Source organism: Corynebacterium lipophilum (assembly GCF_024102595.1).
Classification (GTDB): Bacteria; Actinomycetota; Actinomycetes; order Mycobacteriales; family Mycobacteriaceae; genus Corynebacterium; species Corynebacterium pseudogenitalium.
Genome location: NZ_JAEUWV010000011.1, coordinates 1 through 24,309 on the forward strand (window position 1 = coordinate 1; position 24,309 = coordinate 24,309).

A 24,309-nucleotide genomic window follows, 5' to 3' on the forward strand; every position below is an offset into this window, starting at 1 on the left:
TCGTACATGGCAACGGCGTCGCGCTTGAATTGCTCCGAATATGTTTTCCGTGGCATTAGGGTAGGTTACCTTTCTCCGACACTGTGTTGTCGGTTTCAGAGGTGTCTACCTAACGGGGGTCAGGTCCCTTGGTCGCAGTGGCGGAGCTGTCTACTGCCTTATCTGTTGGCATAACAATGTTCACCGTCCGGGAGTCTGCGACCGCCGTATCTTTAATTGTGGAAGTGCATTCCAAATCCTCCATGTATCGAACGAACCTGTCCGGAGCGTTATCACCTGCCCCTGTGGCACAGTTGAACGATCGAGCCTGCCCCTGAAGAGGGATTTTGCTGAGGTAGGCAGGCGTAGCAGATATCAGTTCCAAAACTCCGTCGCCGGAAGCGATCGACCATGTTGTGGAGCTCTGCTGTCCCGCGATAATCTCCGGAGACTGCCAATGGGTGCGTTCATCCGCATTTACGAGCATCATTATTCCCATGATCGGAAGAAGCAGGATCACCAGCAGCGCCAGGTTAAAAAAGCCCACAACGAATACTTCGCTTCTATTCCGCTTCGCTAGGCTACCGAGATACACACGAACCACCGATCTCGTAGACAGCGGATACATGCTTAGTTACTCGGGCATCGTGAGTAACCACCACCACCGGAACCTGGAATTTCTGGGCAAATTCTAGAAACAGATCGATCACAACCCTGGCAGCTTCATCGTCAAGACTAGAGGTTGGTTCATCTGCAGCAATTAGTGAGGGGCGGTTAGCTAGCGCGCATCCAATGCTGATGCGTTGACGTTCGCCCCCCGAGAGCGAACTGGGATAGCGATCTTCATAAGCCTCCATATTTAATTGCTTGAGAATTTCCTTCGCCGTAGCGAGACTCTTCCTTCTTCCACCTTGGGACATCTCAGCAATCAGCCGGATGTTATCTCGGCATGTCAGATCCTCAATGAGGCGGTTTCCTTGATCTACTACACCGATATTTTTGAGCCGAAAGTTACGGCGGTCTTTTTCGGGGAAACTTGAGTAGGTCTTTCCAGATAGTGAAATCGTACCGGAGTCTGGTTGGTTGATTCCGATGATGCAGCTAAGTAGGGTAGTCTTGCCGCTCCCGGATGGTCCGGTGATAGCAGTTAATTCGCCCTGCTTTACGGAAAAGCTAACTTTATCGAAAATAGGTTTTCCCGAGAGGGTTTTGCTGATATCGCTAACTTCAAGCATATGTTCCATTCTCTTTTACACGCAGACGCAGCGCAGGTCGAGGAAGCCCTCACAGTAGCCACCGGCGGCTTGGTAGTTGTCTCGGCAGTAAGCCGCACAGCGACTTTCCGACGGGCAGCCACAGCATTCCGCTGGAGCACAGCGGATTTGCTACGCACTTTTGAAGATAGAGCAACCCACTTACTTGGCAAGCAAAAACAGGGAAACAGTATACAAAAGTGACCACCCCGTCGAGGGGCGGGAGAAAGCCAAATAAAAGGCATCAGTGAGGTGATCGCAGATCACGCTAAATCGGAAGAGAAGCGGGACTGCTGTTTCAAGATGCTCCTTGTAAGCCTTTACCGCTCGACGCTATTTAACAGTGATCTTGACGACCTGTGGTTTATCAAAGTTGCTGACCTGCGCGTAGCCTTCCAGCCGTGTCTTTCCGGAGGACAGGGCCGCAATACTCGGGCAGGATGCGTCGATGCGTTTCTCCCCCGGCTCGAGCTTCCAGTAGTAGACGGAGTTCTTGTCGGTGTAGTGCACCTTTTCCTGGCGCAGGCCACCGAGTGAGCATACGCCCGCTGACTTGCCGTCTTCGGTAACCACCTGGATGACTGACTGCTCGCCGCGCGGTTCCACGACGGGCGCTTTCGAACTGGTTTCGCCCATCACGACCGCAACCACGATGGAGACCACCGCCAACACGGCTGCGAAAATGGATGGGGCTTGGAATTGGATCGGGAGTTTCATAGTTGCCTATCCTACCCGCGCAGCACGACCACAAGGTTGGAAACCGCAAACTCGCGAAGCAGGGGCACCCGAGTCAACCACCAGGCCCAGCGCGGGTGGTAGCGCGGGAACGCAGCGAGGAGCCTGCCGGTCGATTCCGCCCACGCCAAGCCCTCCTTTGCGGAGACGGCGAAGAGGGATTCGCCCCACTTGTTCTTCGGCTCGTGCCCGTGGGCCGCCACGTAACGACGCCTAGCGAACTCGCCGCCCACGTAGTGCTGCCACAGGCCGGTCTCGTGCCCGCCGAAGGGTCCCAACCACACCGTGTAACTCAGCACTACCAGGCCGTCGGGCTTGGCCACACGCAACATCTCCTCGGCCATCGTCTGCCAATCCGGGATGTGCTCGGCAACGTTGGAGGAGTACACCACGTCGAAGGAATCGGTGGCGAAAGGGAGCGCGGTGCCGTCGCCACGAACGGAGCCGTAGCCGGAAATACCGGCGGCGGACAGTTCCGAGACGCTCGGCTCCACGCCCACATAGAACGTGTCCGCGAAGGCCTCGGCGAAATAGCCCGGACCACCGCCCACGTCTAACACCGACTTGCCCGGCAGTGGGGTGGAGGTGAGGTCGGCGGAGAGGGCGTCGAGAAGCTGGTAGGTGTCGCGGGCCAACCCCTCGTAGAAGATGCGGGGGCGGAACTGCTCATAGCGAAACGAGCGCAACAAGCGCAACGAACGTGCCAAGGTGGCCAGGTGGCGGGTACGGTACATGACAATGAAGATACTGCTGATGTGTTGGCGCGACTCCACCCACCCACAAGGGGGCGGCTCCGAGGCGTACCTGGAACGCGTCGGCGAAGCGCTCGCGGCCGCCGGCCACCAGGTGATCTACCGCACCGCGAAACACACCGACGCCCCGCGCGTCACCCGCAGAAACGGCATCCGCTTCGAACGCGCCGGAGGCAAATACAGCGTCTACCTGCACGCGCCATTCGCCGCGTGGCGGCACCGGCCCGACATCATCGTGGACACCCAAAACGGCATCCCCTTCTTCGCCCGCCTCTACTCGCGGGCCACGACCGTGCTGCTCACGCACCACTGCCACAAGGAACAGTGGCCGGTGGCCGGGCCAATCATCGGGCGGTTCGGGTGGTGGCTGGAATCCAAGGTGGCGCCCAGGGTGTACCGCGGGGCGCCGTACGTGACGGTCTCGCAGGCCTCGAAACGCGATTTGGAGGTGCTCGGAGTGGACCCAGCCGCGATCCGCATCATCGAAAACGGGGTGGACCCCGTGTCGGCCGAACTGCCCACCCTCGTCGACGACGGCCGCACCCACGTGGTCACCCTGTCCCGACTCGTGCCACACAAGCAGATCGAGCACGCCATCGACGCCGTCGCCGCCCTCGACAACGTGGTGCTCGACGTGATCGGCTCCGGCTGGTGGGAAGACCAACTCCGCGAATACGCCGGCGACCTCGCAGGCGAGCGCGTCATCTTCCACGGCCACGTCGCCGACGACCACAAACACGCCCTGCTCGCCCGTGCGCAACTCCACCTCATGCCCAGCGCCAAAGAAGGCTGGGGCATCGCCGTCATCGAAGCCGCCCAACACGCCGTTCCCACCATCGGCTACGCGGCGGCAGGCGGCCTCGCCGACTCAGTGCAGCACGGCGAAACCGGCATGCTCGTGGGCACGCACGCCGAGTTCGTCGCCGAAGTCGCCCACCTTCTTGACGACGCCCCCCTCCGCCACACCCTCGGCACCCAGGCGCAACAGCGCGCCGGGACCTACTCGTGGGCGGAAACTGGGCGCAAGTTCACCCAGTTCATCGACTCTCTCACGCGCCCTTAGAGCAGCTCCGTCGACCAGTTCAACTGCTGAATTTTCGTATCCAGCTCCCGGTACTCCTTCGCCGCCTTATCCGCCATCGCGTGCAACTGGCCCACATCCACCGTGGACACATACCGCACCTCGGAGGCGGAATACCGATCCGCGCGTGCCGACGCCGCATCCGCCACCGCACTATAAAACCTCCGGGCGCGCAAAAACGCATCCCGACGCGCAATCGCATCCGTCAACGTCGCATCCCCCTCAAACGGTGTCGACGCGTTCGTGTGGTTAATCCGGCGCACCAGCGTCTCAATGCTCTGCAGCACCGACGCCGACTCCTTCAACAACGCCTCCGAATCCTCCACCGGGGTATCCCCCTCCTGGATCCGCGCATTCCGCGTCAAACGACGCTCCAACTCATTCAGCCGATCCTGTGCCTGCGCCCGCTTCGCCAGCGCCTCTGCCAACAACATCGCATCCTCCTTCAAAAAATAGGCGGCCACCCCCAGCACCGTGGTAGTTCCCAATTCTCATGTGCACTGTACCCGTGTACCTTGTGCAGGCTTAGGGATCAATCACAGGGACCCGGAAAGCCACCGGGTTACAGGTTTGGGTGGTTTCCAATTGCGCCCGAGGAAACCGGTCGGGCTGGTGCTCGCTGAGTGGCCTGCGCACCACGATAGCAGGTTGGGGGTGTTGGGGTTGGTGACGGTTTCGGGTCTGGTTTTGTTCTGGTTTTGTTCCGGTCGAGGTGTTCAAGGAGTGTGACGCTGGTCGCCCAAAATCGGTCGGGCCAGGTGAAAATGCGCGACCTGTAAGGGGATAGTGTCGGGCCAAAGGGGCCTATTGCGATTCCAGACGAAAATATCCGGCGCGTCGGCCAGGTATGTGTTGAGGCGGCTCGGGTGGAGATCCATCGGGTTTGAGTCTGGCGTCTCGTAGTGGAATAAGCGCGGGGTGACCTTTTGCTTTGAAAAGCTCACGATGACGCAGAAGACATGAGCTTGGTCACTTGCTTCGTTCGCCCAACGGAAGGTGTCGTGCGCGAAGTCAATGTGGAAGCCCAATTGGGTGATTGGGTACCAAATGTTTGCTACCTGTTCGCCTTGGACAACCGAGTTGGTCGATACGAATGCCGTGCGTACGGTGTGGTCGCCCATGTACTCTGCGGCCTTGATGAACCAACCCGCTACGTAGTCGATGTTGCCGACATTCTTCGTTCCCTTTGGAAGGACTGAAGTGCCCCAGGTTTTGTTCCATCTGAGCAGATGGGAAAATCTGGGGCACTTCAATTGACTTCCTTCACCCCGTTCACTAGGTGTGAGGAAGTTGAAGGTTGGTGACCGAAGCAATCTTAGATCGCCGAAACTCGGCCTGCGCGATAGCTCGGTAGAAGTTATCATTATTAGCACCACTGCCAATATCTACGGAAAGCATATTTAACATGCAAAAACAACAACACCGCATCGCCGCCATGGTTGTCGCAGGCACACTTCTTGCATCTTCTGGACAATTCGCAGTAGCTAACGCTACAGAAAAAGAAACTGAGCAGGCGCCTGCGACAAGTACCCAAGGAAGCTCCAACCTCGCACACAGCACCTTCAAATCAGAGACCCCTGAAGTGCAGCCGTATGGAGTTAAAGGATTCATCGCCAAGAAATCCCTACAGGGTATTTCATGGCTACTCCGCAATACACCTGAAAGTTCATCGAGCGAGCTGGTGACACACTAGACGATGGAGCACGCAAAAAGATTCTGCAGCATAGTGACGAAATTGCCGACGAAATCGATGAGGTAGCAGAGCTACCAGATCTGGCACACCACATCGTGAAAGAAAAGCTCACAACAGCCCTAGAACCAATCGTCGGTACGTCCTACTCACTGCTGATCGCAGCCGTTATTGCTTGGCTGGCCCTATAAAAACATGGACAATATCGAGCATCGCATTTCCCAATTAGAACTTAACCAAGGACGGATCGCAATCCTACTCAACTCAGCCCCCGAAGGGCATAAAGCGTGGGATAAAGCGTGCCTACGCCATGACCTCACCTTCGAACAAGAATACAGGACTCGACAAGAAATCCTAGATTTCCTCAACTCAGAAGCGACTGATAGTAACGAACTACTATCAAAAGTAAGCCACATCGTAGGACATCCCGCAGTAGCTCGCGACCTCGTAAGCGCATTTAAACAACGTGGCACGGCAGCTCAACGATGGAAAGAAATAGACTCGGAAAACCTACTCTGACCATTCAGCTCACTGACTGAATGTCTCACAGAAAGAGCATCAAGTGTTGAACTAGTACTCAACGTTTGATGCTTTTGTCTTTCTGTTTTCCCATATGAGGGCGCTCCACTGGTGAGTGCATCGCTGGAGGGCCTGAAACGTGGTATTACGAACCTGATCAGCCCTATATCAGTAAGGAAGGAACTAGGCGAATGGCAGCGGGCGCTGCGGCAGTAGCTGCTATTTCACCATTTTGGTTTGCTATTCCGCTGCTACTTGGCCAGAATCTTGCGATTTGGTGGGGCGGTCACAGCGTAGTTATTTCAGGTTGGGCTACTGCTGCTCACGCACAGAACAATTGTCTCTCTAAAGGTTGGAGTAACTGGTAATGTTGGCCCCCTTCCATTGGAGAGAGTCCTGAACATTATTCAAGAGGTTGTTTCGTAATGGCTAAGGTTACGCGGGAAAATAAGGTAAAAGCTTGCTTCACCTTGGTCTTTACGGGTTTGGCCTTATACTACTGCTTCTATACCTTTCTTAGTCGAGACGGTGTCTTGCCTACTAGTGTTGGCCTTGTCGGATTCGCGGTGACAGGTGTTGCAGTATGGCGATCGGTTCACCTTTTTCTCCAGCGCCCAGTTCGAGAGTTCTTGCAGGAAAGCTTTCTGTACTTCTTTCCTGTCTTCGCGGTGCCTATCGTCGGTGCGCTGCACGTGGAGTTTCCCTATTCCGGGCTGATGGCTTTTATTTGGCCTGTAGGTCTAGCTGTCTGCTTTGTTTATAACAACAGCTATCTCTCATGGGCTTCTAGGGGGTGACTTCTCCAAGAAGATTATCCGCTGTAGCGCAGGAGCATCTTCGCTAAGCACGGGGCTGGGCGCGGGCTACTTGTGCGCGACACTAACGGATACAACCGGTGCACCACGACCATGGCACGCTTTGAATACCACGCTTTGAGTGGTTTTTGGGGGGTGAGGAGCGTGTTTCACGTTCGTTTATATAGCGACCTCAGGCGCGTCGGGGGGAGTAAAATCCCGAGCATGGTTAACAGTGATTCTCGGGTGATTCCTTCGCCCCGTATCTACCTGGCATATGTGAAACGTTTATTTCTAGACGACCCTCGCAAGTCTTTACAGGTTTTGGCGGGAGCTAGTTTTGAGGAAAATACGATCCTCGAGTGGATCGAAGAAGGGAAACTGATAAACCATGAAATATGGTACGAGGACATTCCCATTGGCAACCTCTCTCACTCTGGAGCTGTGCCAAGTGAAATCCTCGTCCATTTTACCGGATCTTTTATGGACGAAGACTACTGGAATCACGACATTCAATGGTGGGATCCTGTAGGGCGTAAAGCTTTCGTCCCTGAGAGTTTACTCGGAATCGAGCGTCCTCGGCCGGAACGTGAACAAGCATTAGACGAAGACGGTTATTTGGGTGATGACACGTACCTGTGGAGGGTCCCATGCCCGTGGGAGAGTGACTTCTTACTGTCACCCTTCACGGAAAGAAGTAACGTGAACATCAATTATGGCCGTCCTTATTCAGTCTGAGTTTCATTCCGAAAGCTCGTCGGATGGTAACGCCACTGATTAGTGGAACAAACCAAGGCGCTCGGACTCGGACCTGGGGATATTAGGGTGGATTGAAAATTACGTCAGCAGTAGTGTGGTTTGTTGAAGAGGTATTGCGAAAGTGGTGAGCACTCGTTAGCCTGAAAAGTGACAGCATGGTTCGTTGCCGGACTGTTGCTGCTCTATAAAAGGGCCCCAACCAGTTGTAGCTAGTGGAGGCTCTCGGGCCTAACGACCCATGTGAAGTATCACCGTAATGAACTTCACGATAGCGGTCACAAGATTAAGGATTCCGCTCACCAGGTTGAGAATTGCCGTTCTCTTGGTGGCGGGGTCTTTTCCTTTGTGACCGGGCGTATCCAATGAGTGCTTACCCATCTTCTACCTCCCAAACGTCGTAGGGTTGTCCCTCGCCAAACAAGGCACACGGGGCAGCCCACGTCATGCACGGGCCTACCGCGCACCGACAGGGGGAGTCACGCTCGCATCACTGTGTAGGGACATCAGCGTGAGCCAGAATTAACGGTAGCGGTAATGGGCGGGCGGGCGGAGGACTCTGAAATCATTCCCACGATCACGGATCCTGGGAACTTTCTTTGTGGTCAGTCGTCGCGACCTGGGGAAACACTACGTCGGTCGACTAGAGCAGCTGCAAAACGCAAAATGGTTCCCGAGCTTGGGAACTATTTCAGCGGGCTCGAGCGAGCGAACGACGTGACCTGGGGAAACGCGTTCGGAGGTGAGCTCCGAAACCCCCGAAAACGCGAAAAAGTTCCCGGACGCAGCGCGTGGGAACTTTCTCACAGATAGGAGGGAAGGGGATGGGGTGGGACAGAGCGCGTTGAGTATCAGTGAGCCGGAGTTTAGGCGGCCGCGAGGAGGCTGTCTGTGCGCAGGCGGTTGAGCATCTCGGCTTCGACGAGGACGGGGATGAAGTCTTCGACGGTTGCGGTGCTGCAGTGCTCGGCGAGGACGGTGTCGAAAGTGTTGTTGATTTCGGCTTCGCTGAATTGTGGGGTCCAGGCCTCGAGGAGGTCGTGGCGGATGTTGCGAAGTACGCGCTTCTGGATGGTGTTGAACTGAATCTGCATGGTTACGCTCCTTGTTAAACTCTTGTTTACCTGGAGTTCACTTTAATCTACGCGCAAGAATACTGCAAATGCTCCAATAATGGGCGCGCCCAACTATCTAATACGCCTGGTCAATACCGCAATCAGGGGCGAGACGCACCACAAACCGAACAGTCCGAGGCCAAGCGGCGGCAGACCGACGGGCGCGGCCCCCGTGTTTACCGAGCGGCCATCTGGGTACACCACCACGCCGACGCCCATCGAGGCGGCAAGCCCCACATCCGCGTTAAGGGCGGACCAGCGTGGGGACGGCGGGTCGACTTCCACGTCGCCAACGCGTAGCGCGCCGGACTCGACGACATTCATGATTTTGGGGGCGGGGTCGACGATGGTGGCGCCGTCGGCGCGTCGGGTGAGCGTGGGGCGGTCGACGAAGAAGACGTCGCGGCCCTGGTCGTCGACGTGCGGGATCGGGAGGGAGGAGGCCGGAACTGGGGTGAGGGCGGAGAGGGCGAAGGGGGCGTCGAGAAGCTGGAGGAGGGCGAAACTGCCCGCGAGCTGGGCGCGAAGCCCCGGCAGGTTGCCGGCGGCGGTGACGTAGGCGGGGATGGCGAGGATGAGGAGTTTGTGGGCGTCGCGAAGGAGGCCGCCGCCGGGAACGTGCTGGATGATGGGGGTGAGCCAGCCTGCCCACGACGCGAGCGCCAGTGCAAACCCGAGGCCCGCCAGCACGAGGAGGCGGCGCGGGACGTGGCGCCACGCCAGGCACAGTACGGCAAAAAGCAATACGCCGAAGATGGCGAAGCCGGAGGCGCGGGAGGCGGGTACGGCGTGGGCGTTCCAGATCCCGCCCAGGCCGAGCAGTGCACCGAGGGTGCCGACGCTCCCCTCCGCACGCGGGGCGAACATGGCGGCGGCCTGCGCCGAGGATGTGCCCTGTCCGCCGCTAAAAGCGGCAACTGCACCGGCGACAATCCAGGGCGCGCAGGTCAGGGCACTGAACAGCCAGCGCCTGGAGTGGAGGGCGGCCGCGATGGCGCCGGTTGGGGTCAGCGAACACACCCACTGGGCAGCGATGCTGCCGCGCGCGCCGAGGGCCACCAGTGGCAGCAGCCAGGCGGCCACCGCCACCGACCACTGCCCCTGCAGCAGGCGCTCGACGACGAACGGGTTCCACACCGCGACCGTGATCGCCGCGAACCGGCCCCAGCCGTCGCGACCGATCCGCCACCCCGCCCACGCGGCAGCGGCGGCGGCGCCGACCACGAGCGCGCGCACCGCCAGCACCGGGAAGGGGAGGACAGCGAGCAGCGCGTCCTGGGGGACGTTGCGGGCCGGCAGGTCCCCGAAGCCGAGTGCGGCGCGGGTCAGCGCCATGTCCGGCAGGACCAGCATGTCCCGGTAGGCGAGCGCCTCGCCCGGCGCGAGGAAAGGCCAGGTCACGCCCAGGACCAGGGCCACCGCGTAGGCGAGCAGCAGCCAGGAGAGCAGACGCCCCTTAATCACGGCGGCGCCGTACCAGCAGGACGAAGGCGTAGAAGAGCGCGAGCGCGCTGACCAGGCGGGTTACGAACGCCATGACCTGGAGGGATTTGAGGATGTGGACGTCGTGAAGTGCGGCGGAGGCCGCGGCGGACTTGGACTCGTCGCTGAGCGTGTAGAGGCCCTGCAGCGGGCCGCGCGTGATGGTCCACGATTCGTCGAGGAGGCGGCCGGTGCGGCGCTCGACGTCGATGGTGCGCTCGGCGTGGTACTCGGGCACGTCGATGGTGGCGGTGTACCTGTAGGTCTCCAGGCCGGCGACCCAGCCGGCGCCGAGGTAGTCCAGGGGGACGACGAGGTCCGCAAGCGGGTCGTAGAACGGGTAGGAGCGGCGCTCCGGGTTGTACGGCAGGACGTAGCCGAGGCCCTGTCGCCCGCTGGTGGGGTAGGCGGAGGCCGGGTTGACCTCGAAGGAGTCCTCGGCGATCACGGCGCCCTCGTTGCGGACGGTGGCGGACATGGTCAGCGCCTGCTTCTTCGGGTTCTCCTCCGAGGGGCCCTCCGTGATGAGGAGGGTGCGGGTGAGGGCGGAGGGGCCGTCGAAAAGCAGGGTGCTTTCCGTGGGGGCGAGCACTCGCTGGTGGTTGATGATGAGCGGGGACAGGAAGTTCAGCGCCACGCACACCGCGATGATGGCGGCGCAGATGCCCAGGCGCCGTTTGCTTACAATGTCCACATCAGAAACATTAACGTACTCCCGGAACTGGCGGGCCTGCGTGGTATCGCGGCGCTCGGTATTGTGGTGACGCACGTGGCGTTCCAGACGGCCACCGATTCGCCCGTGCTTGCGCGCTTCGACTACTTCGTGGCCGTCTTCTTCGCGCTGTCGGCGTTCCTGCTGGCGCGCGGCGAGCCCCGCCCGGCGCGCGAGTACTACTGGCGTCGCATCGCCCGCATTGTGCCTGCGTATGTGGCATCGGTGGCGATCATCGTGGTGGCGTTGCCGCCGCTGGCGGGGGTGCGCGTCGGCCCGCTTCTGGCCAACCTGACGCTCACGCAGCTCTACGTTCCTGGCGGGCTTATCGACGGCCTCACCCAGCACTGGTCGCTCTGTGTCGAGGTGGCGTTCTACCTGGTGCTGCCTGCGTACCTGGCGTGCGGACGCCGGGGTCGCGCCGTGGTGCTGGCGGTGGCGCTGGCGGCCGCCCTGGTGTGGCCGCACCTGATCCCCGCCCCGGAGCAGACGCCGGGGGAGCTGAACCTGCAGATCTGGCCGATCTCCTTTGCACCGTGGTTCGCGGTGGGCCTGCTGTGCGCGGAGGCGGAGCGCGCCGGGTGTAGGTGGCGGCTGCTGGTGCCGGCGCTGCGCTGGGTGTTTCCGGTGTTGTCGCTGCCGGTCGCGTGGGCGGGCGGGGTGCTGGGGCCTGCGGGGCTGGAGCACCCGAGCGCCGCCGAGTTCAATGTCCGCGTGCTGCTCGGCGCCTTGTTTGCAGCACTCTGGATTGTGCCGTTCGCGCTCGCGCCGCGCCTACACGGCACCGCGCTGTGTACCCGCCCGGCGCAGCTGTTGGGCCGCTGGTCCTACTCGCTGTTTTTGTGGCACATGGCGGTGCTCTACGCGGTGTTCCCAATCTTGGGGGTATCGCTTTTCGACGCCCACTTCGTCCCCATCCTCACCCTGACGGTGGCGTTGAGCCTGGTGGTGAGCTATTTGTCTTACACGTGGGTGGAGGTGCCGGGCGCGAGGGTGGTGCACCAACTACGCGCCAAGCTTGTTAGGCAAGCCTTGCCTGATATATTGTTGATTCGCTCTATTGGAATGAATGTTACTACGGCAAGGAAACCACTGTGAACATCCTGCGTAAAGCAATGACCGGCGCCGTCGCCCTGTGCGCGGCCGCCTCACTCGCCGCGTGCTCGGGCAACAGCACCGACACCACCCCATCGGCCGAGCCGACCCAGGCGGACAAGGCACTGACCGTCACCGACGTCACCGGCCGCGAAGTCACCTTCGACCACGCCCCGGAGCGCATCGTGCTCGGTGAGGGCCGTGGCGTCTTCGCCACCGCGCTGCTCGGTGGGGACCCCTTCGAGCACGTCGTGGCCTACGGCAACGACCTGACCAAGGCCGCCCCGGCGTTCAAGGACAAGGTCTTCGAGATCAGCGAGGGCGCCATGAAGGCGCAGGAGATCGGCAACATCGGCAAGGGCGACGTCTCCCTTGAAACCCTCATGGCGCAAGACCCGGACGTCGTGGTGATGACGCTCGACCAGAAGAAAGTCGCCGAGGAATCCGGCCTGTTGGAAAAGATGGACCAGACCGGCATGAAGTACGTCTTCACCGACTTCCGCCAGTCCCCACTCGAGCACACCGTCAGCTCCGTGCAGCTGCTCGGCGACCTGCTGGGCAAGTCGGAACGCGCTAAGGAGTACGGCGAGTTCTACGAATCGAAGGTCGAAGAGATTAAGGGTCGGGTCGAAGAGGCCGTCGCAAAGGACGGAAAGAAAGACGGCCTGATCTGGTCCGCAGCGGGCTTCGTTGACTGCTGCAGCACCCCGGGCAAGGCGAACCTCGGCCAGCTGCTCACCGCCGCGGGCGGCAACAACCTGGGCGAACAGCTCATCACCGCCGACTCCAAGCAGTTCAGTGCTGAGAAGATGATCGAGCTGCAGCCCGAAAACCTCATCGTCACCGGCGGCGAGTGGGCACGCAAGCCCGACCAGCCGGACACCTTCAGCCACGTCGAGCTCGGCTACCAGTCCAGCCCACAGCGCGCCGCCGAAACCCTGAACAACCCGCTGGGCACCCCGGGCCTGGACCTGCTGCAGGCACCGAAGCAGGGCAAGTACTTCGCCGTCTACCACCAGTTCTACGACAACCCGTACAACGTGTTCGCGCTTGAGGCGTTCGCGAAGTGGCTGCACCCAGAAGCCTTCGCTGACATGGACCCGGCGAAGGACTTCGAACAGTTCCACGCCGACTGGCTGCCATTCGACTACTCCGGCGCGTTCTTCGCCCAGGCACAGCAGTAGGGGAACCATGAACCAGCAAGATCAGGCGATCCGCGCCTACCACCAGCGAGGACGACGCAAACTCATCGCGATCAGCGCGCTGCTGCTCGTCGCGTTCATCAGCTTCGTCGTTGCCACGGTGGTCGGCCCGATCAACCTCAGCGCCTCCCAGCTTCTCGACGCCCTCCTCCACCCCAACACCGCACCCGAGCAAGCCTCCGTGGTGCTGTGGGACCTGCGCCTGCCGGCCTCGGTGATGGCGCTGCTCATCGGCGCGTCCCTGGGACTTGCGGGCGGGATGATGCAAACCATCCTGGACAACCCGCTCGCGGAGCCATTCACGCTGGGCATCTCGGCGGCGGCCGCGTTCGGCGCCGCGATGTCGATCGTGCTGGGCATTAACCTGATCGCGCACCCCCAGTTCAACCTGGCACTCGCCGCCGCGCTGGCCGCGCTGGTGGCGGTGGCCGTCGTCGCCGCCGCTGCCGTGTGGCGCGGCGCCGCCGCCGAAACCATGATCCTGCTGGGCATCGCCCTGTCCTTCTTCTTCCAGGCGCTGCTGTCGCTTATGCAGTACGGCGCAACGCTTGAGGCGCTGCAACAGATCGTCTTCTGGACGCTCGGCTCCATGCAGCGCGCCAACTGGCTTTCCGACGGCATCATCGGCGCCCTCCTCGTCGCTGCAGTCCCGTTCGTGGTCCTCAACGCCTGGCGGCTCACCGCCCTCCGACTTGGCGACGCCCGCGCCGCCTCCCTCGGCATCAACGTCTCCCGCCTGCGCGTCATCACCCTGATCGTGGCGTCCCTGCTGGCAGCAGCTTCGGTTGCCTTCGCCGGCGTCATCGGCTTCATCGGACTGGTCGGCCCCCACATCGCCCGCATGTTGGTCGGCGAAGACCAGAAGTTTTACCTGCCCGCCTCCGCCGCGGCCGGCGCCCTGCTGCTCACCGCAGCGCACGCCGTCTCCATCACCGTCAAACCAGGCCTGGTGATCCCGATCGGCATCATCACCGCCATCGTCGGCGTCCCATTCTTCGTCTTCCTGATCTTCTCCCGCTACCGCAAAGCAGGCCACTAACCCATGATCGTCGCCACAGACCTCAACGTTGCTTACGGACGCACCCCTATCCTCCACGACATGACCTTCCGCCTGAGCACCCCTGGCGCCGTCACCGGCCTGCTCGGGCCCAACGCCGCCGGCAAGTCCACGCTGGTCAAAACCATCGCCGGCCTCAAAACTCCCACGTCCGGGACCGTCACCACCACCTGCGGGCCCCACGACGTCGGCTACGTCCCCCAAGACCTGCTGACCAGCGCATCGCTGACCGCGTTCGAATCCATCGTCGTCGCCGCAAAAGCCGGAGGCGCCGTCACTAACCCACTCGAAGCCACCGCCGCGATGATGGACCGCCTCGGCATCCTCCATATCTCCGACCGGATGGTCTGCCACATGTCAGGCGGCCAGCGCCAACTCGTCGGCGTCGCCCAGATGCTGGTACGCGAACCCCAACTCCTCCTTCTCGACGAGCCCACCTCCGCCCTCGACCTCCACCACCAAGTAAGCCTGCTCACCATCATCCGCAACATCGTCGCCGACACCGAACGCCAAGCCGTCGTCGCAATTCACGACCTCAACCTCGCCGCCCGCTACTGCGACGAACTCCTGGTCATGAAAGCCGGACGCGTGGTCACGCACGGCGAACCCCTCGACGTGCTCACCCCCGAACTCCTCCAAGAGGTCTACGGCATCGAAGCCCGCGTCCTCTACGACCCGGTCTCCGGTGCGCCTGTCATCTGCCCTGCTTAGGGGGTGGTAGGGGGTTGATCCGTTTTGGTGTGGAACTGTTCTGGGTAGGCATTCAACAAGAGTCAGCGTAGGTGGGGTGCATATGTAACTTCGATGCCAGCCCCAGAGACAATCTATGTTGCATATCACAGTATTGAAAAAGAGTAACATGCGTGATAATTTCCATACCAATGCGTTTATCTCATACGAACGCAGCTTTCATCCCTACCTCAAGGAGCTGTCATGTATCTCAACTCCCATATCAGAAAGATCTTCAACCGGGCTACAGTCCTGGCATCATCGGCTTGTCTGGCCATGGCTGTGGCGCCAGTGGCAGTCCATGCTCAGGAATCATTCATCGGAGAAGAAGCTGAAACCACGGCCGGAGTAATTAACCCGAATGATCAGTCGACTAGATCAGTTTCCTCGGAGATGACACTGGATGAGTATTGGACACTGGATCGCATGTCGAGAGCCACTCCTGTTGATGCAACCCTCGACTTGCCATTTGCGGCGGACCGAGCAACGTCAAACAGCAAAGAGGTTGTCGTTTCCCCTGAAGTGCCAGAACGTGAACAAGAAGCATCAGAACCTATTGAACCGTTCTCCTCATCTCAAACGGCCAGTGAGGCGCACTCTCGAATCGGCAATTCCGGTGCTGCTAATGGAAAAGTATTTTTCTCAAAGAAAGTCAATGGCCAATATGAAGATCACGTCTGCTCCGCATCTGCCGTAAACTCAGACAACAAAAGTACCGTAATTACTGCCGGTCACTGCGTTCATAGCGGGAGCGGAGGTGAGTTTCATAAGAACTGGGTATTCGTTCCAGAATATACGATCGGTGTTGCACCCCATGGGAGATTTAAGGCCAATTTTATGACCACAACTACTGACTGGGCCAACTATGGAGCTACACCTCGTGGGTTTGCTTCTGACTTCGGGTTTGTCACTGTCAACTCAGAAAGAGGGAAACGTCTCGTCGATGCGGTTGGAGGCCATGGACTGCGCTCCGGAAATGCAGGTTCGTTCAAAGCTGACATAATTGGATATCCCCGCAAACGTTTCCTGGGTTCCGCTATGTTTCGGTGTACGGTACCGGTGAAAAACGAAAATTGGTCGTCCTTCAATTTCTACATGTCATATGGGTGCAACTTTGGCGGTGGTGCATCCGGCGGTGCATGGCTAGAAGACTTCAACGGAACTCTGGGGCATATCCGCTCCGTGAGTTCGTTTGGTCCGGAAAACGGTGCGTCGTATCTCGGTTCGCCGATCATAACCTCCAAGATTTGGGACATGTTTGATTCAACGGCAAGTCGGCCAGTGAAGTAAGGAGTGAGAATGTCTGGCATACTATCTAAATTCGGCATAAACGCAGGTTTGAATGCGCAAAATGTACATTTGGTCGGCGTTATTTTAACTGTGTTTGCGATAGTGGGAAGTACCATAGGAATAGTCTCAGCCACACCTGTCGGCGACGAACTCAGCAGTGCAATGGGGATCGTCCACAAAACTCGACAAAAACCTTTCGACCGAGAGGCGCGCAACGATCTCAAAAATGAGCGTCAAGTCAAATGGGCAGGCTATCAAGTAATTAGTCCGACAGAAATTCGAGTGTTCTTCCCCGCCGGAACCGAAACTTGCTACGGATACCGCGCGGAGACATCGGAGACCGCGACATCAGTAAAAGTTAGAGTGTACGAAGGGAATATTCCAGGATCGCCTGATAAGTGCATCCTGATCGGTTCCACGGCCTCCATGAAGGTGACGTTGCAGTCGCCACTTGGGGCTCGCTTGCTCCAGAACTGGTAGATCACCCGCCTGTTGTGTGAGAGTTTTCCGACGTTTCTTTGGCCCGTGCCCTAATGGGAACGGGCCAATTTACGGGGTGGAGCCCAATAAATCTCAGATTCACCCCGCGTACTCCGCTATCGTCATCTAGCCTGCCTAGTCCGCGGTGGGCCCATCGCACGCTTGTAATCCCACGCTTTCAGCATCGTTGGGGCGTGATGGACTGAAGACGCGGTAAAGCTATCGCCTGCAACCCGAAGAATTCAGGCTGATTCACCCTTCTGCCAAGCAACGATTGCTTCAGAAAAAGAGAGATCTGGATTCTTCTCCCGATAGCTCTTTAACTCTGCTGCCGAAGGGATTGGCAGATCAGAAGCAATAACATCATCGAGTGCTGAGCGCCGATTATGCGACCGCAACCCCCACACGCCAATCGCCGCGACTACCGTCGCAAGCAGAAACTGGCCGGAAAGAAGCCCCAGTACCGCCGCGAATAGAGCCAAATATGATCCAATGATCGTCAGTTTCTCAGACATAACGACACCTTTCGCAATATCTCGATCGTGCTATCTACTCAAAGCACTGGTCTTTGATTCCTGCAATTCTTGTCAGCTCTGCTGTGAGCACTGGCTGCGATCATTCTAGTGATTGCTGCCGCACATCGCACTCCTTTAATCCCACGCTTTTAGCGAGTTTTCGGCTGAGAGGCAGGCCGGGTGCGCACCAAATTCCTGCATGAGGTTCGCGCGACCTGGGGGTTTGTAAATCCGCTCGCCGAAAACCCGGAATCTGGTGCGAAGAAGCAGCGGTCGTGGGAACTTTCTTCGTAGACAGACGACGCAACCTAGGGAAACACAAGTGTTAGTCGACCGGAACCGGCCGAAAACCCAAAATGTTTCCCGGGCGCGGGAACTTTTTCAGCAGGCGGCGGGGCCAACACTCAGTCCGGCCACCTAGTCCGGCCAGGCGAGGCAGGCCACCGCGACGCACCCGGCCACGAGCATGAGGGTGGCGTCGCCGGCGTACCCGGCGGAAGGCCAGGGCGCGCGGGCCAGCCACAATCCCATGGCGGTGATGGCGCCGGCGGAGGTGTATCGGCTGGCCAGCAGGGTATAGCGGCGCACCGTCCAGACCCCGATAGCGCTGACGATCCCGAGTACCGGGTTGATGCACAGAGCGGCTGCCAGCGGCAACGCCGCCACCATCCTGCCGGGGACGGGGCGGGCCGGAGCGCCGACGCCACGGCGGCGCCACGCGAACCACAGCAACACCAGCACGGTGACCAGGCTGAGCGCCGCCCCGCCGAACAGGCTGAGGCGGTAGGGGCGCTCGCCTGCGAAGGAGAACGTGAGGGTGCCACCGTGGCCTGCGGGGATGCGGAAGGCGAGCTGGCCGGCGTCGATGCGTTGGGCGGTGAGGGGTTCGCCGTCGAGGCTGGCTTGGAGCCCTGGGTTGAACGCGCGGGTGGTGATGAGCAGGCGGTCCTGGTCGGCGGGCACAACTGCGCCACCAATAACCGGCTCCCAAGAAACAGCAGGCGCAGGCCCGCGCCGCAGCGTGATCGTTTCGGCGTCCGTGACCAATTCGTGGCGCCCGGCGGGAAGGAAGACGGTGTTGGTGGCGGAGGAGCCGTCGATAAGGGCGGGGGAGGAGAGTTCCCATTCGGCGTCTTCGGCGGTGGTGAAGGCGCGCTGCAGTGTGGTGGTTTCGGGCATGAGGCGTTGGAAGAAGTAGGTGTCGGCGGTGCCGGGGACGTCGACGATGCGGTGGATGCCAGCGTCGATTTCGGTGATGCCGACGGGTTCGGTGAGGGTGAGCGTGGTTTCGCCGCGCACGCTGATGGTGCGGGGTTGGTCGGCGACAAGGCTGAGCGTGCGCTCGCCGGATACGTCGGTGACCTGCACTTTCGTGTTGGCAGTGGCGGTGATGGTGGCGGTGTCGGTGTTGGGGGTGAAGCGCAGCCACGGGTGGGGGTCTTGGGCGGCGGGCCACCAGGCGGTGTCGTCGAGGCCGTCGAAGGCGGCGGTCAGCGATCGGGAGGCGCGGGCGCCGCCGAAGGCGGTGGCGTCGGCGGCGGAGGAGGATGCGGAGGCAGTACCTTCCATCGCGACGCCCACCGGCGTGCCCACGGAGGGGTAGTCCGGCACGAGGTTGCGTACGTCCTTGCCCTCAGCAGCGGAAGCGAGGTGCGCGGATTGCGCGCGTTGCACGGAGCCGTAATTGCGCACCGCCAGCGCCGGCGTATCCGTCACGATGTCCGCATCAACGCTGGTCAGGGTCGCGGGGAAGTAGCCGAACTCGCGCCACAGCAGGGGCAGGGCCTCGCCACCAGCGTCGACGCGCACGGGGGTGGCGCTGGTCAGCATCATGTCGCGCGTGGGCTCCAGCGCATAGATATCGACGTCCCCGAAACGCACGGTCGGCTCGCCAAGATCGGGCACGCTTGTCGACGCCACCGCCTCCTCCAAATCGTGCCGGACCACGACGACGCCCACCCCGATGGCGCGCAGCGCCTCCGAGTCCACGGCGCGCACATGGCCGTCGAGGCCGCGGATCGCCTCCGGGTCGACGAGGGGGATGGCGTCGCGCACCGCAAAGCGGGCCTGGCTGAGCGCCTGGATCGGTTCGTCGCGCGTCCAGCCCCAGGTCTGCCGGGCGAATGGTGCGGCGGGGACGACGAGCGTGCGGGTGCCGGTGGCGTGTTCGTCGAGCCAGCGGGCGGCCGCGACCCAATCCGCGGACGGTTCCTGCCACGTGCCCTGCGGCAGCAGACGTAGCGACCACGCCGGGGATACCGCCACCGCCACCAGCGTGACGGCGCCGACCAGCTGCGGGGTGCGTGCACGGGACACCACCCACCCGGCCCCCAGCACCAGCGGGAGGCGGACCAGTGGGTCGAACTTGTGCAGGTTGCGGAAGGCGGCGAGGGGGGCGTCGAAAAGTAAGGGGTGGGCGTGCGCGAAACACAGCATGCCGACGCCCACGGCGAAGACGGTGATGAGCGGTCCGCGGGCGGGCATGTCGCGGCGGGCGAGCCCCGTGATGCCGAGCGCCGCCACACCCGCCGTGAGCAGCACGAATACGGGCTCGGTGACCAGGAGGTGCCCGGCGGCGCGCTCGGCGTCGACGAACGGGGCCCAGCTGGTGGTGCCGCGCAGAACCTCGATCGGGTTGAGCCACGCGGTGGTCACTGAGGCGGACTCAATAAAGTCGGTGAACGGTGGGGAGTAGCGTCCAAGCACCACGAGCGGGCCGAGCCACCACGCGTTGACCAGCACCGCGCCCACCGGCCACAGCGCGGCGGCGCGCCAGTGGCGCTGCGCGCACAGCACGAGTAGGGCGGGTAGGCAGGCGGCGATGGTGGCCGTCGCGTTGACCGCGCCCATGCACGCCACCGGCAGCAGCGCAGCGGCGAGCCGCGGGCGGCGCTCAGCGCCCAACAGTGGCAGCAGCGTCCACGGTACCAACGCCACCGGCCAGGCCTCCGAAGAAATGGCGGTCAGCGTGGTGAGGATGCGCGGGCTGAACGCGTAGAGCGCCCCGGCCACCGCCGGGCCCGCCACCCCGCGCATGCCCATCCGCCTGGCTAGCGCGTACGTCCCGGAGAACGCCAGCCCGACCAGCAGTGTCCACCAGCAGCGCTGCAGCACCCACGCGGGCAGCGGCAGCAGGAAGAACGCGCCTTGGGGGAAGAGGTAGCCGTACGCCTGGTTCTGCAGCTGCCCGAGCGTGAAGCGGTCCGTGTAGGCGTGCATGGCCTGCGCGAGGAACCCGGCCGGGTTGGTGGTGAGGTCGAACTTGGTGTCTGCGGCGATCTGCCCGGGCGCCTGCGCCCACACAATCAGCGCGATGATGACCCACGCGACCAGGTGGGGAATACAGCTGCGGAGTCTAGCGCGCGCCATATTCCGGGCCGCCAAGCACGGCCTCGTCTGCCGGGACGGCGTTGGACACCGGCACGGAATTCTGCCCGGAGAACGCCGCTACCCCAATCACGCCCACCACGCCGAGCACAACACCGACGACGGCGCTAGCCACAACGGAAGGCAAGGTAGTACGGTTTGACATGTGCAAAAGCGTACCAGACGTGTATGGGGGTCCGCCGCGGCGACGGCGGGGCTCGTCGTCGTGCTCGCCGGGTGCGCGCCCGAGCCAGCCCCACAACCCGTGACGACGCCCGCTCCGCTCCACGAACACATCCCACTCCTGCCCACCGACACGGTGCCGATCACCGAGATCGTCCCCAAAACGCCCGCTCAGCAGCGCGTCCCGGAGGACCTGCGGGCGCGCGTCGCATCCCTGATGGTCGTCGGAGTGAAGAACTACGACCAGGCCCGCGCGGCCCTCGATCAGGGCGTCGGCGGGCTTATCATCCCCAGCTGGGCCGACCCCAAGCTTCTCGACGACCCCGGCCACGACATCAATGCGCTGCGCGAGCAGTACCCGCGCGGGTTCACCGTCGCCATCGACTTCGAGGGTGGCCGCGTCCAGCGCCACACCGACGTCCTCGGGGACTTTCCTGCGCCGGGCCGCCTCGCCGCCGGGACGCCCGCGGTGATCCAGGGCACCGGCTACGACATCGGCCGTTCGCTTCGCGCCCACGGCATCAACGTGGACTACGCCCCGGTCGTCGACATCGATGCCGCCGACCTGGCCATCATCGGGGACCGCGCCTTCCACCGCGACCCCGCCGAGGTCGCCCGCATCGCCGGACTCTTCTCCCAAGGCCTTCTCGACGCCGGCGTCACCCCCACCTTCAAACACTTCCCAGGACACGGCCGTGCCTCTGGGGATACCCACAAGAAGCTCGCCACCACGCCACCGATCGGGGACCTGCACACCTTCGACCTAGTCCCGTACGGCGAGCTGCTGCAGCGCTTCCCGCGCGCCAGCGTCATGGTCGGCCACATGATCGTGCCCGGCCTCGGCGCCGAGGGCGTGCCCAGCAGCCTCAACCCGGAGGCCTACCGCATCCTGCGCGAAGGCGACTACCCCGGCGGTGTCCCCTTCGAAGGCGTCGCCGTTACCGACGACCTTTCCGGCATGCGCGGCATCCTCGAATACGCCCCCACACCCGACGCAGTCCGCCTCGCCATCAGCGCAGGTGCCGACCAAGCCCTCTGGTCCTCCGGCCACGACATCGCGCGGATCATCGATGGTGTCGTAGCGGGCGTCGAAAAGGGAGAAATCCCCGAATCCCGCATCGACGAAGCCGCGACCCGCGTGCAACAACAACTCATTGACGTTGGGTTATAGCCCAAACTCTATTACCCTGGGGCGGGTGAATAGGGCAACAAAGATCTTCATCGGCTTCTCCGTGGGCGTGCTCGCGGTGCTGCTGGCCATCTACCTCGCCGACCTGGCGCTCAACCGCGGCCACGTGCCGCGCGGCACCACCGTCGGCGGCGTCGCCATCGGCGGACTCACCCCGCAGGAGGCAGAAGCCGAGCTCAAAGCCCAACTTGGCGACGCCCCCTCGCGCCCCATCACCGTCACCTCCGGACCTGAGCGCGCCGAAGTGGTGCCGCAGCGCGCCGGACTCGGCATCGACTACGCGGCGACCATTGAGGCGGCGGGGCTGCAGTCCGCAAGCCCGATTGAGCGCCTCAGCGGCCTGATCCGCGAGCACGAAGTGGCCGTCGTCCCCAGCGTCGACGACGCGAAACTCGCCCCCGAAATCACCCGCCTGCAGAAAGAACTACACCGCGACCCCATCGACGCCGCCATCACCCTCGAAGGCGGCACCGCCCGCGAGCGTACCCCCGAGGACGGCCAGGACGTGCCCGCCGACGCGCTGCGCACACAGCTGACCGCCCACTGGCTCAACCCCGACGGCGTCACCGTTGAGCCGCAACCAATAGCGCCGCGCATCGGCGCATCTGCCCTGAAAGAAGCGATGGACGGCCCAGTCCACCGCGCCCTCTCCGGGCCGCTCACCGTCAACGGCCGCGAGGACGTTAAGGCCGTGATCCCCAAGGAACGCATCGGCGAGATCCTCCACTTCGATGAATCCCTGAAACCCATCGTGGATCACAAGGCAGCCGGCGCGATCCTCGGCGAGCAGCTGCAAGAGTCCGAGGTAGAGGCCAAAAACGCACGCGTCTTGACCAGCGGCGGCATCGAGCCCTCCGTCGACGGCATCAACGTTGACTGGGACGCCACCTTCAAAGGTTTCGACGACCGCCTCCTCCACGACGCCGACCGCACCTGGGACGCCACCTACAAAGACGTCCCCGCCACCTTCACCACCGCCGACGCCGAACAAGCAACCTTCAACGACACCGTCGGCACCTTCACCACCGGCGGCTTTTCCGGCGCCTCCGGCGAGAACATCCGCATCGTGGCCAACACCGTCAACGGTGCCATCGTCAACCCCGGCGAAACGTTCTCCCTCAACGGCTACACCGGCCCCCGCGGCACCGCCCAGGGCTACGTGGAATCCGGCATCATCATCAACGGCCGCGGCGGCACCGCCGTCGGCGGAGGCATCTCCCAATTCGCCACCACCCTCTACAACGCCGCCTACTTCGCCGGCATGACCGACGTCGCCTCCACCCCACACTCCTACTACATCTCCCGCTACCCAGCCGGGCGCGAAGCCACCGTCTACGAAGGCGCCATTGACCTCGCCTTCCGCAACGACAGCAACCACCCCGTCAAAATCGTCACCAACTACGGTGGCGGCAACATCACCGTCAGCCTCCTCGGTGTCAAGACCGTCAACGTGCAGTCCATCAACGGCGGGCGCTGGGCCTATACCCAGCCGCAACCCCGCACCGTCACCGGCCCCGACTGCGCCCCATCCGGCGGCGCCCCCGGCTTCACCACCTCCGACACCCGCGTGATCACCGACCTCGCCGGCAACGAGCTCAGTCGCGAAACCACCACCACGGTCTACGACCCGCAGCCCATCGTCCGCTGCGGGTAGTGTCTCTGTTCTTGGCTTCTTCCCTTTCGCTTCAGTGACAAAAGACGCACCTCTTGACGTCTAGCCCTTTTACGGCCTGCGGTTATGGCGACCAAATTTTTCCGGGTTGCGTCTTTTGTCACTCGCGTCTCCGCCCACCTCAAAAACGGCAAACGTAAACACCCCTGCAAAAGGGGTGTTAGTGGAGGCTTAGACGTCGAAAATGATAAAAGCCGCATGAGCCACTAAACCCCTGTTGAGCTGGGATTTAGCTGTTTTTGAGACTGCTCGCTACTTTGCTGGAGGTTCGGCGATCCGGCAGTCATCGCTGTAACGCCCACTGGGGGTGGCGTCCGTTTGAAGCCAAGGGGATCTGCGGGTGGGCTTGCGTTAGCGGGTATCTGGTTAGGGGGTGTCATCGCTTTCAGCTAGTGGTTGGAGGGCACGGAGTGTTTCAATACCGGCTTGATTGAGCGTTTCGAGAATTAACTCTGTGAGTGTTTCGTACTCTTGAGCAGTAGATGGACTTGCTTCAAGTTCGTGTTGGACAGTCCTGAAGTGCTTGATCGGTGCGAACCCATTTCGCGGGCGCAGCAAACTTCCAGCCCAAGAGCCTTCGTTCTTACAGATGTAGAGTGGAGCGCACTCATTGACCACGCCATCGTAGACGAGGATACGATCCGGTTGGTATTCCGCACCGGT

The 24,309-nt window shown here is 61.6% G+C and carries 25 protein-coding genes; 13 read left to right on the forward strand and 12 right to left on the reverse strand.

The window, feature by feature from the left end:
• Window positions 1-109 precede the first annotated feature (109 nt).
• The 4 genes from JMN37_RS07735 to JMN37_RS07750 form a co-directional block, all read right to left on the reverse strand.
• Window positions 110-526 carry a hypothetical protein gene (locus JMN37_RS07735; protein ID WP_252931548.1) on the reverse strand — a complete coding sequence of 139 codons (417 nt, stop codon included), beginning with the start codon at window positions 524-526 and terminating at the stop codon, window positions 110-112.
• 34 nt (window positions 527-560) lie between these two features.
• A complete protein-coding gene (locus JMN37_RS07740) occupies window positions 561-1,214 on the reverse strand; it encodes an ABC transporter ATP-binding protein (RefSeq protein WP_071573025.1) in 654 nt (217 codons plus the stop codon).
• 351 nt (window positions 1,215-1,565) lie between these two features.
• The gene (locus tag JMN37_RS07745; protein WP_071573027.1) at window positions 1,566-1,949 is read right to left on the reverse strand and encodes a hypothetical protein; all 384 of its coding nucleotides are present in this window, start codon (window positions 1,947-1,949) and stop codon (window positions 1,566-1,568) included.
• 11 nt (window positions 1,950-1,960) lie between these two features.
• Complete coding sequence (locus JMN37_RS07750; protein WP_071573028.1) at window positions 1,961-2,701, reverse strand: class I SAM-dependent methyltransferase; 741 nt, start codon at window positions 2,699-2,701, stop codon at window positions 1,961-1,963.
• 4 nt (window positions 2,702-2,705) lie between these two features.
• On the opposite strand from JMN37_RS07750, the gene JMN37_RS07755 reads away from it, so the two are divergent.
• Window positions 2,706-3,782: a glycosyltransferase family 4 protein gene (locus JMN37_RS07755; RefSeq protein WP_071573164.1), complete on the forward strand. Its 1,077-nt coding sequence runs from the start codon at window positions 2,706-2,708 to the stop codon at window positions 3,780-3,782.
• On the opposite strand, the gene JMN37_RS07760 is transcribed toward JMN37_RS07755, so the two are convergent.
• Together JMN37_RS07760 and JMN37_RS07765 are read right to left on the reverse strand one after the other, a co-directional pair.
• On the reverse strand, window positions 3,779-4,234 hold the full coding sequence (locus JMN37_RS07760) for a DIP1984 family protein (RefSeq protein ID WP_071573165.1): 456 nt from the start codon (window positions 4,232-4,234) through the stop codon (window positions 3,779-3,781). The two genes, JMN37_RS07755 and JMN37_RS07760, sit on opposite strands and share 4 nt — an antisense overlap.
• A gap of 282 nt (window positions 4,235-4,516) precedes the next feature.
• Window positions 4,517-5,164 carry a DNA methyltransferase gene (locus JMN37_RS07765; protein ID WP_177224261.1) on the reverse strand — a complete coding sequence of 216 codons (648 nt, stop codon included), beginning with the start codon at window positions 5,162-5,164 and terminating at the stop codon, window positions 4,517-4,519.
• Window positions 5,165-5,205: 41 nt separating this feature from the next.
• On the opposite strand from JMN37_RS07765, the gene JMN37_RS07770 reads away from it, so the two are divergent.
• The 4 genes from JMN37_RS07770 (at window position 5,206) to JMN37_RS07780 (ending at window position 7,541) form a co-directional block, all read left to right on the forward strand.
• On the forward strand, window positions 5,206-5,493 hold the full coding sequence (locus JMN37_RS07770) for a hypothetical protein (protein WP_252931550.1): 288 nt from the start codon (window positions 5,206-5,208) through the stop codon (window positions 5,491-5,493).
• A 23-nt stretch (window positions 5,494-5,516) separates the two neighbouring features.
• Window positions 5,517-5,681 (forward strand): YqxI family protein, encoded by a 165-nt coding sequence (locus JMN37_RS11500; RefSeq protein ID WP_502202928.1) that lies wholly within the window; start codon window positions 5,517-5,519, stop codon window positions 5,679-5,681.
• 753 nt (window positions 5,682-6,434) lie between these two features.
• On the forward strand, window positions 6,435-6,806 hold the full coding sequence (locus JMN37_RS07775) for a hypothetical protein (protein WP_071573033.1): 372 nt from the start codon (window positions 6,435-6,437) through the stop codon (window positions 6,804-6,806).
• A 222-nt stretch (window positions 6,807-7,028) separates the two neighbouring features.
• Window positions 7,029-7,541, forward strand: coding sequence for a hypothetical protein (locus tag JMN37_RS07780; protein WP_252931552.1), 513 nt, complete (start codon window positions 7,029-7,031; stop codon window positions 7,539-7,541).
• 884 nt (window positions 7,542-8,425) lie between these two features.
• Here JMN37_RS07780 and JMN37_RS07785 read toward each other — a convergent pair.
• The 3 genes from JMN37_RS07785 to JMN37_RS11460 all read right to left on the reverse strand — a co-directional run bounded on the left by JMN37_RS07785 (window position 8,426) and on the right by JMN37_RS11460 (window position 10,925).
• Window positions 8,426-8,653: a three-helix bundle dimerization domain-containing protein gene (locus JMN37_RS07785; RefSeq protein ID WP_070361790.1), complete on the reverse strand. Its 228-nt coding sequence runs from the start codon at window positions 8,651-8,653 to the stop codon at window positions 8,426-8,428.
• Window positions 8,654-8,746: 93 nt separating this feature from the next.
• Window positions 8,747-10,138 (reverse strand): MmpA family trehalose lipid delivery protein, encoded by a 1,392-nt coding sequence (locus JMN37_RS07790; protein WP_252931554.1) that lies wholly within the window; start codon window positions 10,136-10,138, stop codon window positions 8,747-8,749.
• Complete coding sequence (locus JMN37_RS11460; protein WP_252931556.1) at window positions 10,131-10,925, reverse strand: porin PorA family protein; 795 nt, start codon at window positions 10,923-10,925, stop codon at window positions 10,131-10,133. The genes JMN37_RS07790 and JMN37_RS11460 overlap by 8 nt, the downstream gene beginning before the upstream one ends.
• Here JMN37_RS11460 and JMN37_RS07800 point away from each other — a divergent pair, their 5' ends adjacent.
• The 6 genes from JMN37_RS07800 (at window position 10,926) to JMN37_RS07825 (ending at window position 16,721) form a co-directional block, all read left to right on the forward strand.
• Window positions 10,926-11,966: an acyltransferase family protein gene (locus JMN37_RS07800; protein WP_252931558.1), complete on the forward strand. Its 1,041-nt coding sequence runs from the start codon at window positions 10,926-10,928 to the stop codon at window positions 11,964-11,966.
• Entirely contained in the window at window positions 11,963-13,147 is a 1,185-nt protein-coding gene (locus JMN37_RS07805; protein WP_071567901.1) for an ABC transporter substrate-binding protein, read from the forward strand. Before JMN37_RS07800 ends, JMN37_RS07805 begins: the two co-directional genes overlap by 4 nt.
• A gap of 7 nt (window positions 13,148-13,154) precedes the next feature.
• Window positions 13,155-14,204 (forward strand): FecCD family ABC transporter permease, encoded by a 1,050-nt coding sequence (locus JMN37_RS07810; RefSeq protein WP_252931560.1) that lies wholly within the window; start codon window positions 13,155-13,157, stop codon window positions 14,202-14,204.
• A gap of 3 nt (window positions 14,205-14,207) precedes the next feature.
• The gene (locus tag JMN37_RS07815) at window positions 14,208-14,933 is read left to right on the forward strand and encodes an ABC transporter ATP-binding protein (protein ID WP_252931562.1); all 726 of its coding nucleotides are present in this window, start codon (window positions 14,208-14,210) and stop codon (window positions 14,931-14,933) included.
• A gap of 222 nt (window positions 14,934-15,155) precedes the next feature.
• Window positions 15,156-16,241, forward strand: coding sequence for a trypsin-like serine peptidase (locus JMN37_RS07820; RefSeq protein WP_252931564.1), 1,086 nt, complete (start codon window positions 15,156-15,158; stop codon window positions 16,239-16,241).
• A gap of 9 nt (window positions 16,242-16,250) precedes the next feature.
• On the forward strand, window positions 16,251-16,721 hold the full coding sequence (locus JMN37_RS07825; protein ID WP_252931565.1) for a hypothetical protein: 471 nt from the start codon (window positions 16,251-16,253) through the stop codon (window positions 16,719-16,721).
• Window positions 16,722-16,963: 242 nt separating this feature from the next.
• Here JMN37_RS07825 and JMN37_RS07830 read toward each other — a convergent pair whose 3' ends face one another.
• The 3 genes from JMN37_RS07830 to JMN37_RS07840 form a co-directional block, all read right to left on the reverse strand.
• Window positions 16,964-17,236 (reverse strand): hypothetical protein, encoded by a 273-nt coding sequence (locus JMN37_RS07830; RefSeq protein ID WP_070361796.1) that lies wholly within the window; start codon window positions 17,234-17,236, stop codon window positions 16,964-16,966.
• Window positions 17,237-17,653: 417 nt separating this feature from the next.
• Window positions 17,654-20,605: an alpha-(1->3)-arabinofuranosyltransferase domain-containing protein gene (locus JMN37_RS07835; RefSeq protein WP_252931567.1), complete on the reverse strand. Its 2,952-nt coding sequence runs from the start codon at window positions 20,603-20,605 to the stop codon at window positions 17,654-17,656.
• Window positions 20,592-20,768 (reverse strand): DUF2613 family protein, encoded by a 177-nt coding sequence (locus JMN37_RS07840; protein ID WP_071565697.1) that lies wholly within the window; start codon window positions 20,766-20,768, stop codon window positions 20,592-20,594. The genes JMN37_RS07835 and JMN37_RS07840 overlap by 14 nt, the downstream gene beginning before the upstream one ends.
• Between JMN37_RS07840 and JMN37_RS07845 the strand changes: the two genes are divergently transcribed.
• Together JMN37_RS07845 and JMN37_RS07850 are read left to right on the forward strand one after the other, a co-directional pair.
• Window positions 20,769-21,956 carry a glycoside hydrolase family 3 N-terminal domain-containing protein gene (locus JMN37_RS07845; protein ID WP_252931569.1) on the forward strand — a complete coding sequence of 396 codons (1,188 nt, stop codon included), beginning with the start codon at window positions 20,769-20,771 and terminating at the stop codon, window positions 21,954-21,956.
• Between the two features lie 25 nt (window positions 21,957-21,981).
• The gene (locus tag JMN37_RS07850; protein ID WP_252931571.1) at window positions 21,982-23,628 is read left to right on the forward strand and encodes a VanW family protein; all 1,647 of its coding nucleotides are present in this window, start codon (window positions 21,982-21,984) and stop codon (window positions 23,626-23,628) included.
• Window positions 23,629-24,309 lie beyond the last annotated feature (681 nt).

Excerpts from the sequence above, each read along its gene's own strand:
- JMN37_RS07755 (WP_071573164.1), top strand. The coding sequence starts at position 2,706 with ATGAAGATACTGCTGATGTGTTGGCGCGACTCCACCCACCCACAAGGG.
- JMN37_RS07760 (WP_071573165.1), bottom strand. The coding sequence starts at position 4,234 with ATGTTGTTGGCAGAGGCGCTGGCGAAGCGGGCGCAGGCACAGGATCGG.
- JMN37_RS07835 (WP_252931567.1), bottom strand. The coding sequence starts at position 20,605 with ATGGCGCGCGCTAGACTCCGCAGCTGTATTCCCCACCTGGTCGCGTGG.
- JMN37_RS07785 (WP_070361790.1), bottom strand. The coding sequence starts at position 8,653 with ATGCAGATTCAGTTCAACACCATCCAGAAGCGCGTACTTCGCAACATC.
- JMN37_RS07830 (WP_070361796.1), bottom strand. The coding sequence starts at position 17,236 with ATGTCTGAGAAACTGACGATCATTGGATCATATTTGGCTCTATTCGCG.
- JMN37_RS07820 (WP_252931564.1), top strand. The coding sequence starts at position 15,156 with ATGTATCTCAACTCCCATATCAGAAAGATCTTCAACCGGGCTACAGTC.
- JMN37_RS07740 (WP_071573025.1), bottom strand. The coding sequence starts at position 1,214 with ATGCTTGAAGTTAGCGATATCAGCAAAACCCTCTCGGGAAAACCTATT.
- JMN37_RS07780 (WP_252931552.1), top strand. The coding sequence starts at position 7,029 with ATGGTTAACAGTGATTCTCGGGTGATTCCTTCGCCCCGTATCTACCTG.
- JMN37_RS07745 (WP_071573027.1), bottom strand. The coding sequence starts at position 1,949 with ATGAAACTCCCGATCCAATTCCAAGCCCCATCCATTTTCGCAGCCGTG.
- JMN37_RS07815 (WP_252931562.1), top strand. The coding sequence starts at position 14,208 with ATGATCGTCGCCACAGACCTCAACGTTGCTTACGGACGCACCCCTATC.
- JMN37_RS07840 (WP_071565697.1), bottom strand. The coding sequence starts at position 20,768 with ATGTCAAACCGTACTACCTTGCCTTCCGTTGTGGCTAGCGCCGTCGTC.
- JMN37_RS07775 (WP_071573033.1), top strand. The coding sequence starts at position 6,435 with ATGGCTAAGGTTACGCGGGAAAATAAGGTAAAAGCTTGCTTCACCTTG.
- JMN37_RS07765 (WP_177224261.1), bottom strand. The coding sequence starts at position 5,164 with ATGATAACTTCTACCGAGCTATCGCGCAGGCCGAGTTTCGGCGATCTA.
- JMN37_RS07750 (WP_071573028.1), bottom strand. The coding sequence starts at position 2,701 with ATGTACCGTACCCGCCACCTGGCCACCTTGGCACGTTCGTTGCGCTTG.
- JMN37_RS07825 (WP_252931565.1), top strand. The coding sequence starts at position 16,251 with ATGTCTGGCATACTATCTAAATTCGGCATAAACGCAGGTTTGAATGCG.
- JMN37_RS07770 (WP_252931550.1), top strand. The coding sequence starts at position 5,206 with ATGCAAAAACAACAACACCGCATCGCCGCCATGGTTGTCGCAGGCACA.
- JMN37_RS07810 (WP_252931560.1), top strand. The coding sequence starts at position 13,155 with ATGAACCAGCAAGATCAGGCGATCCGCGCCTACCACCAGCGAGGACGA.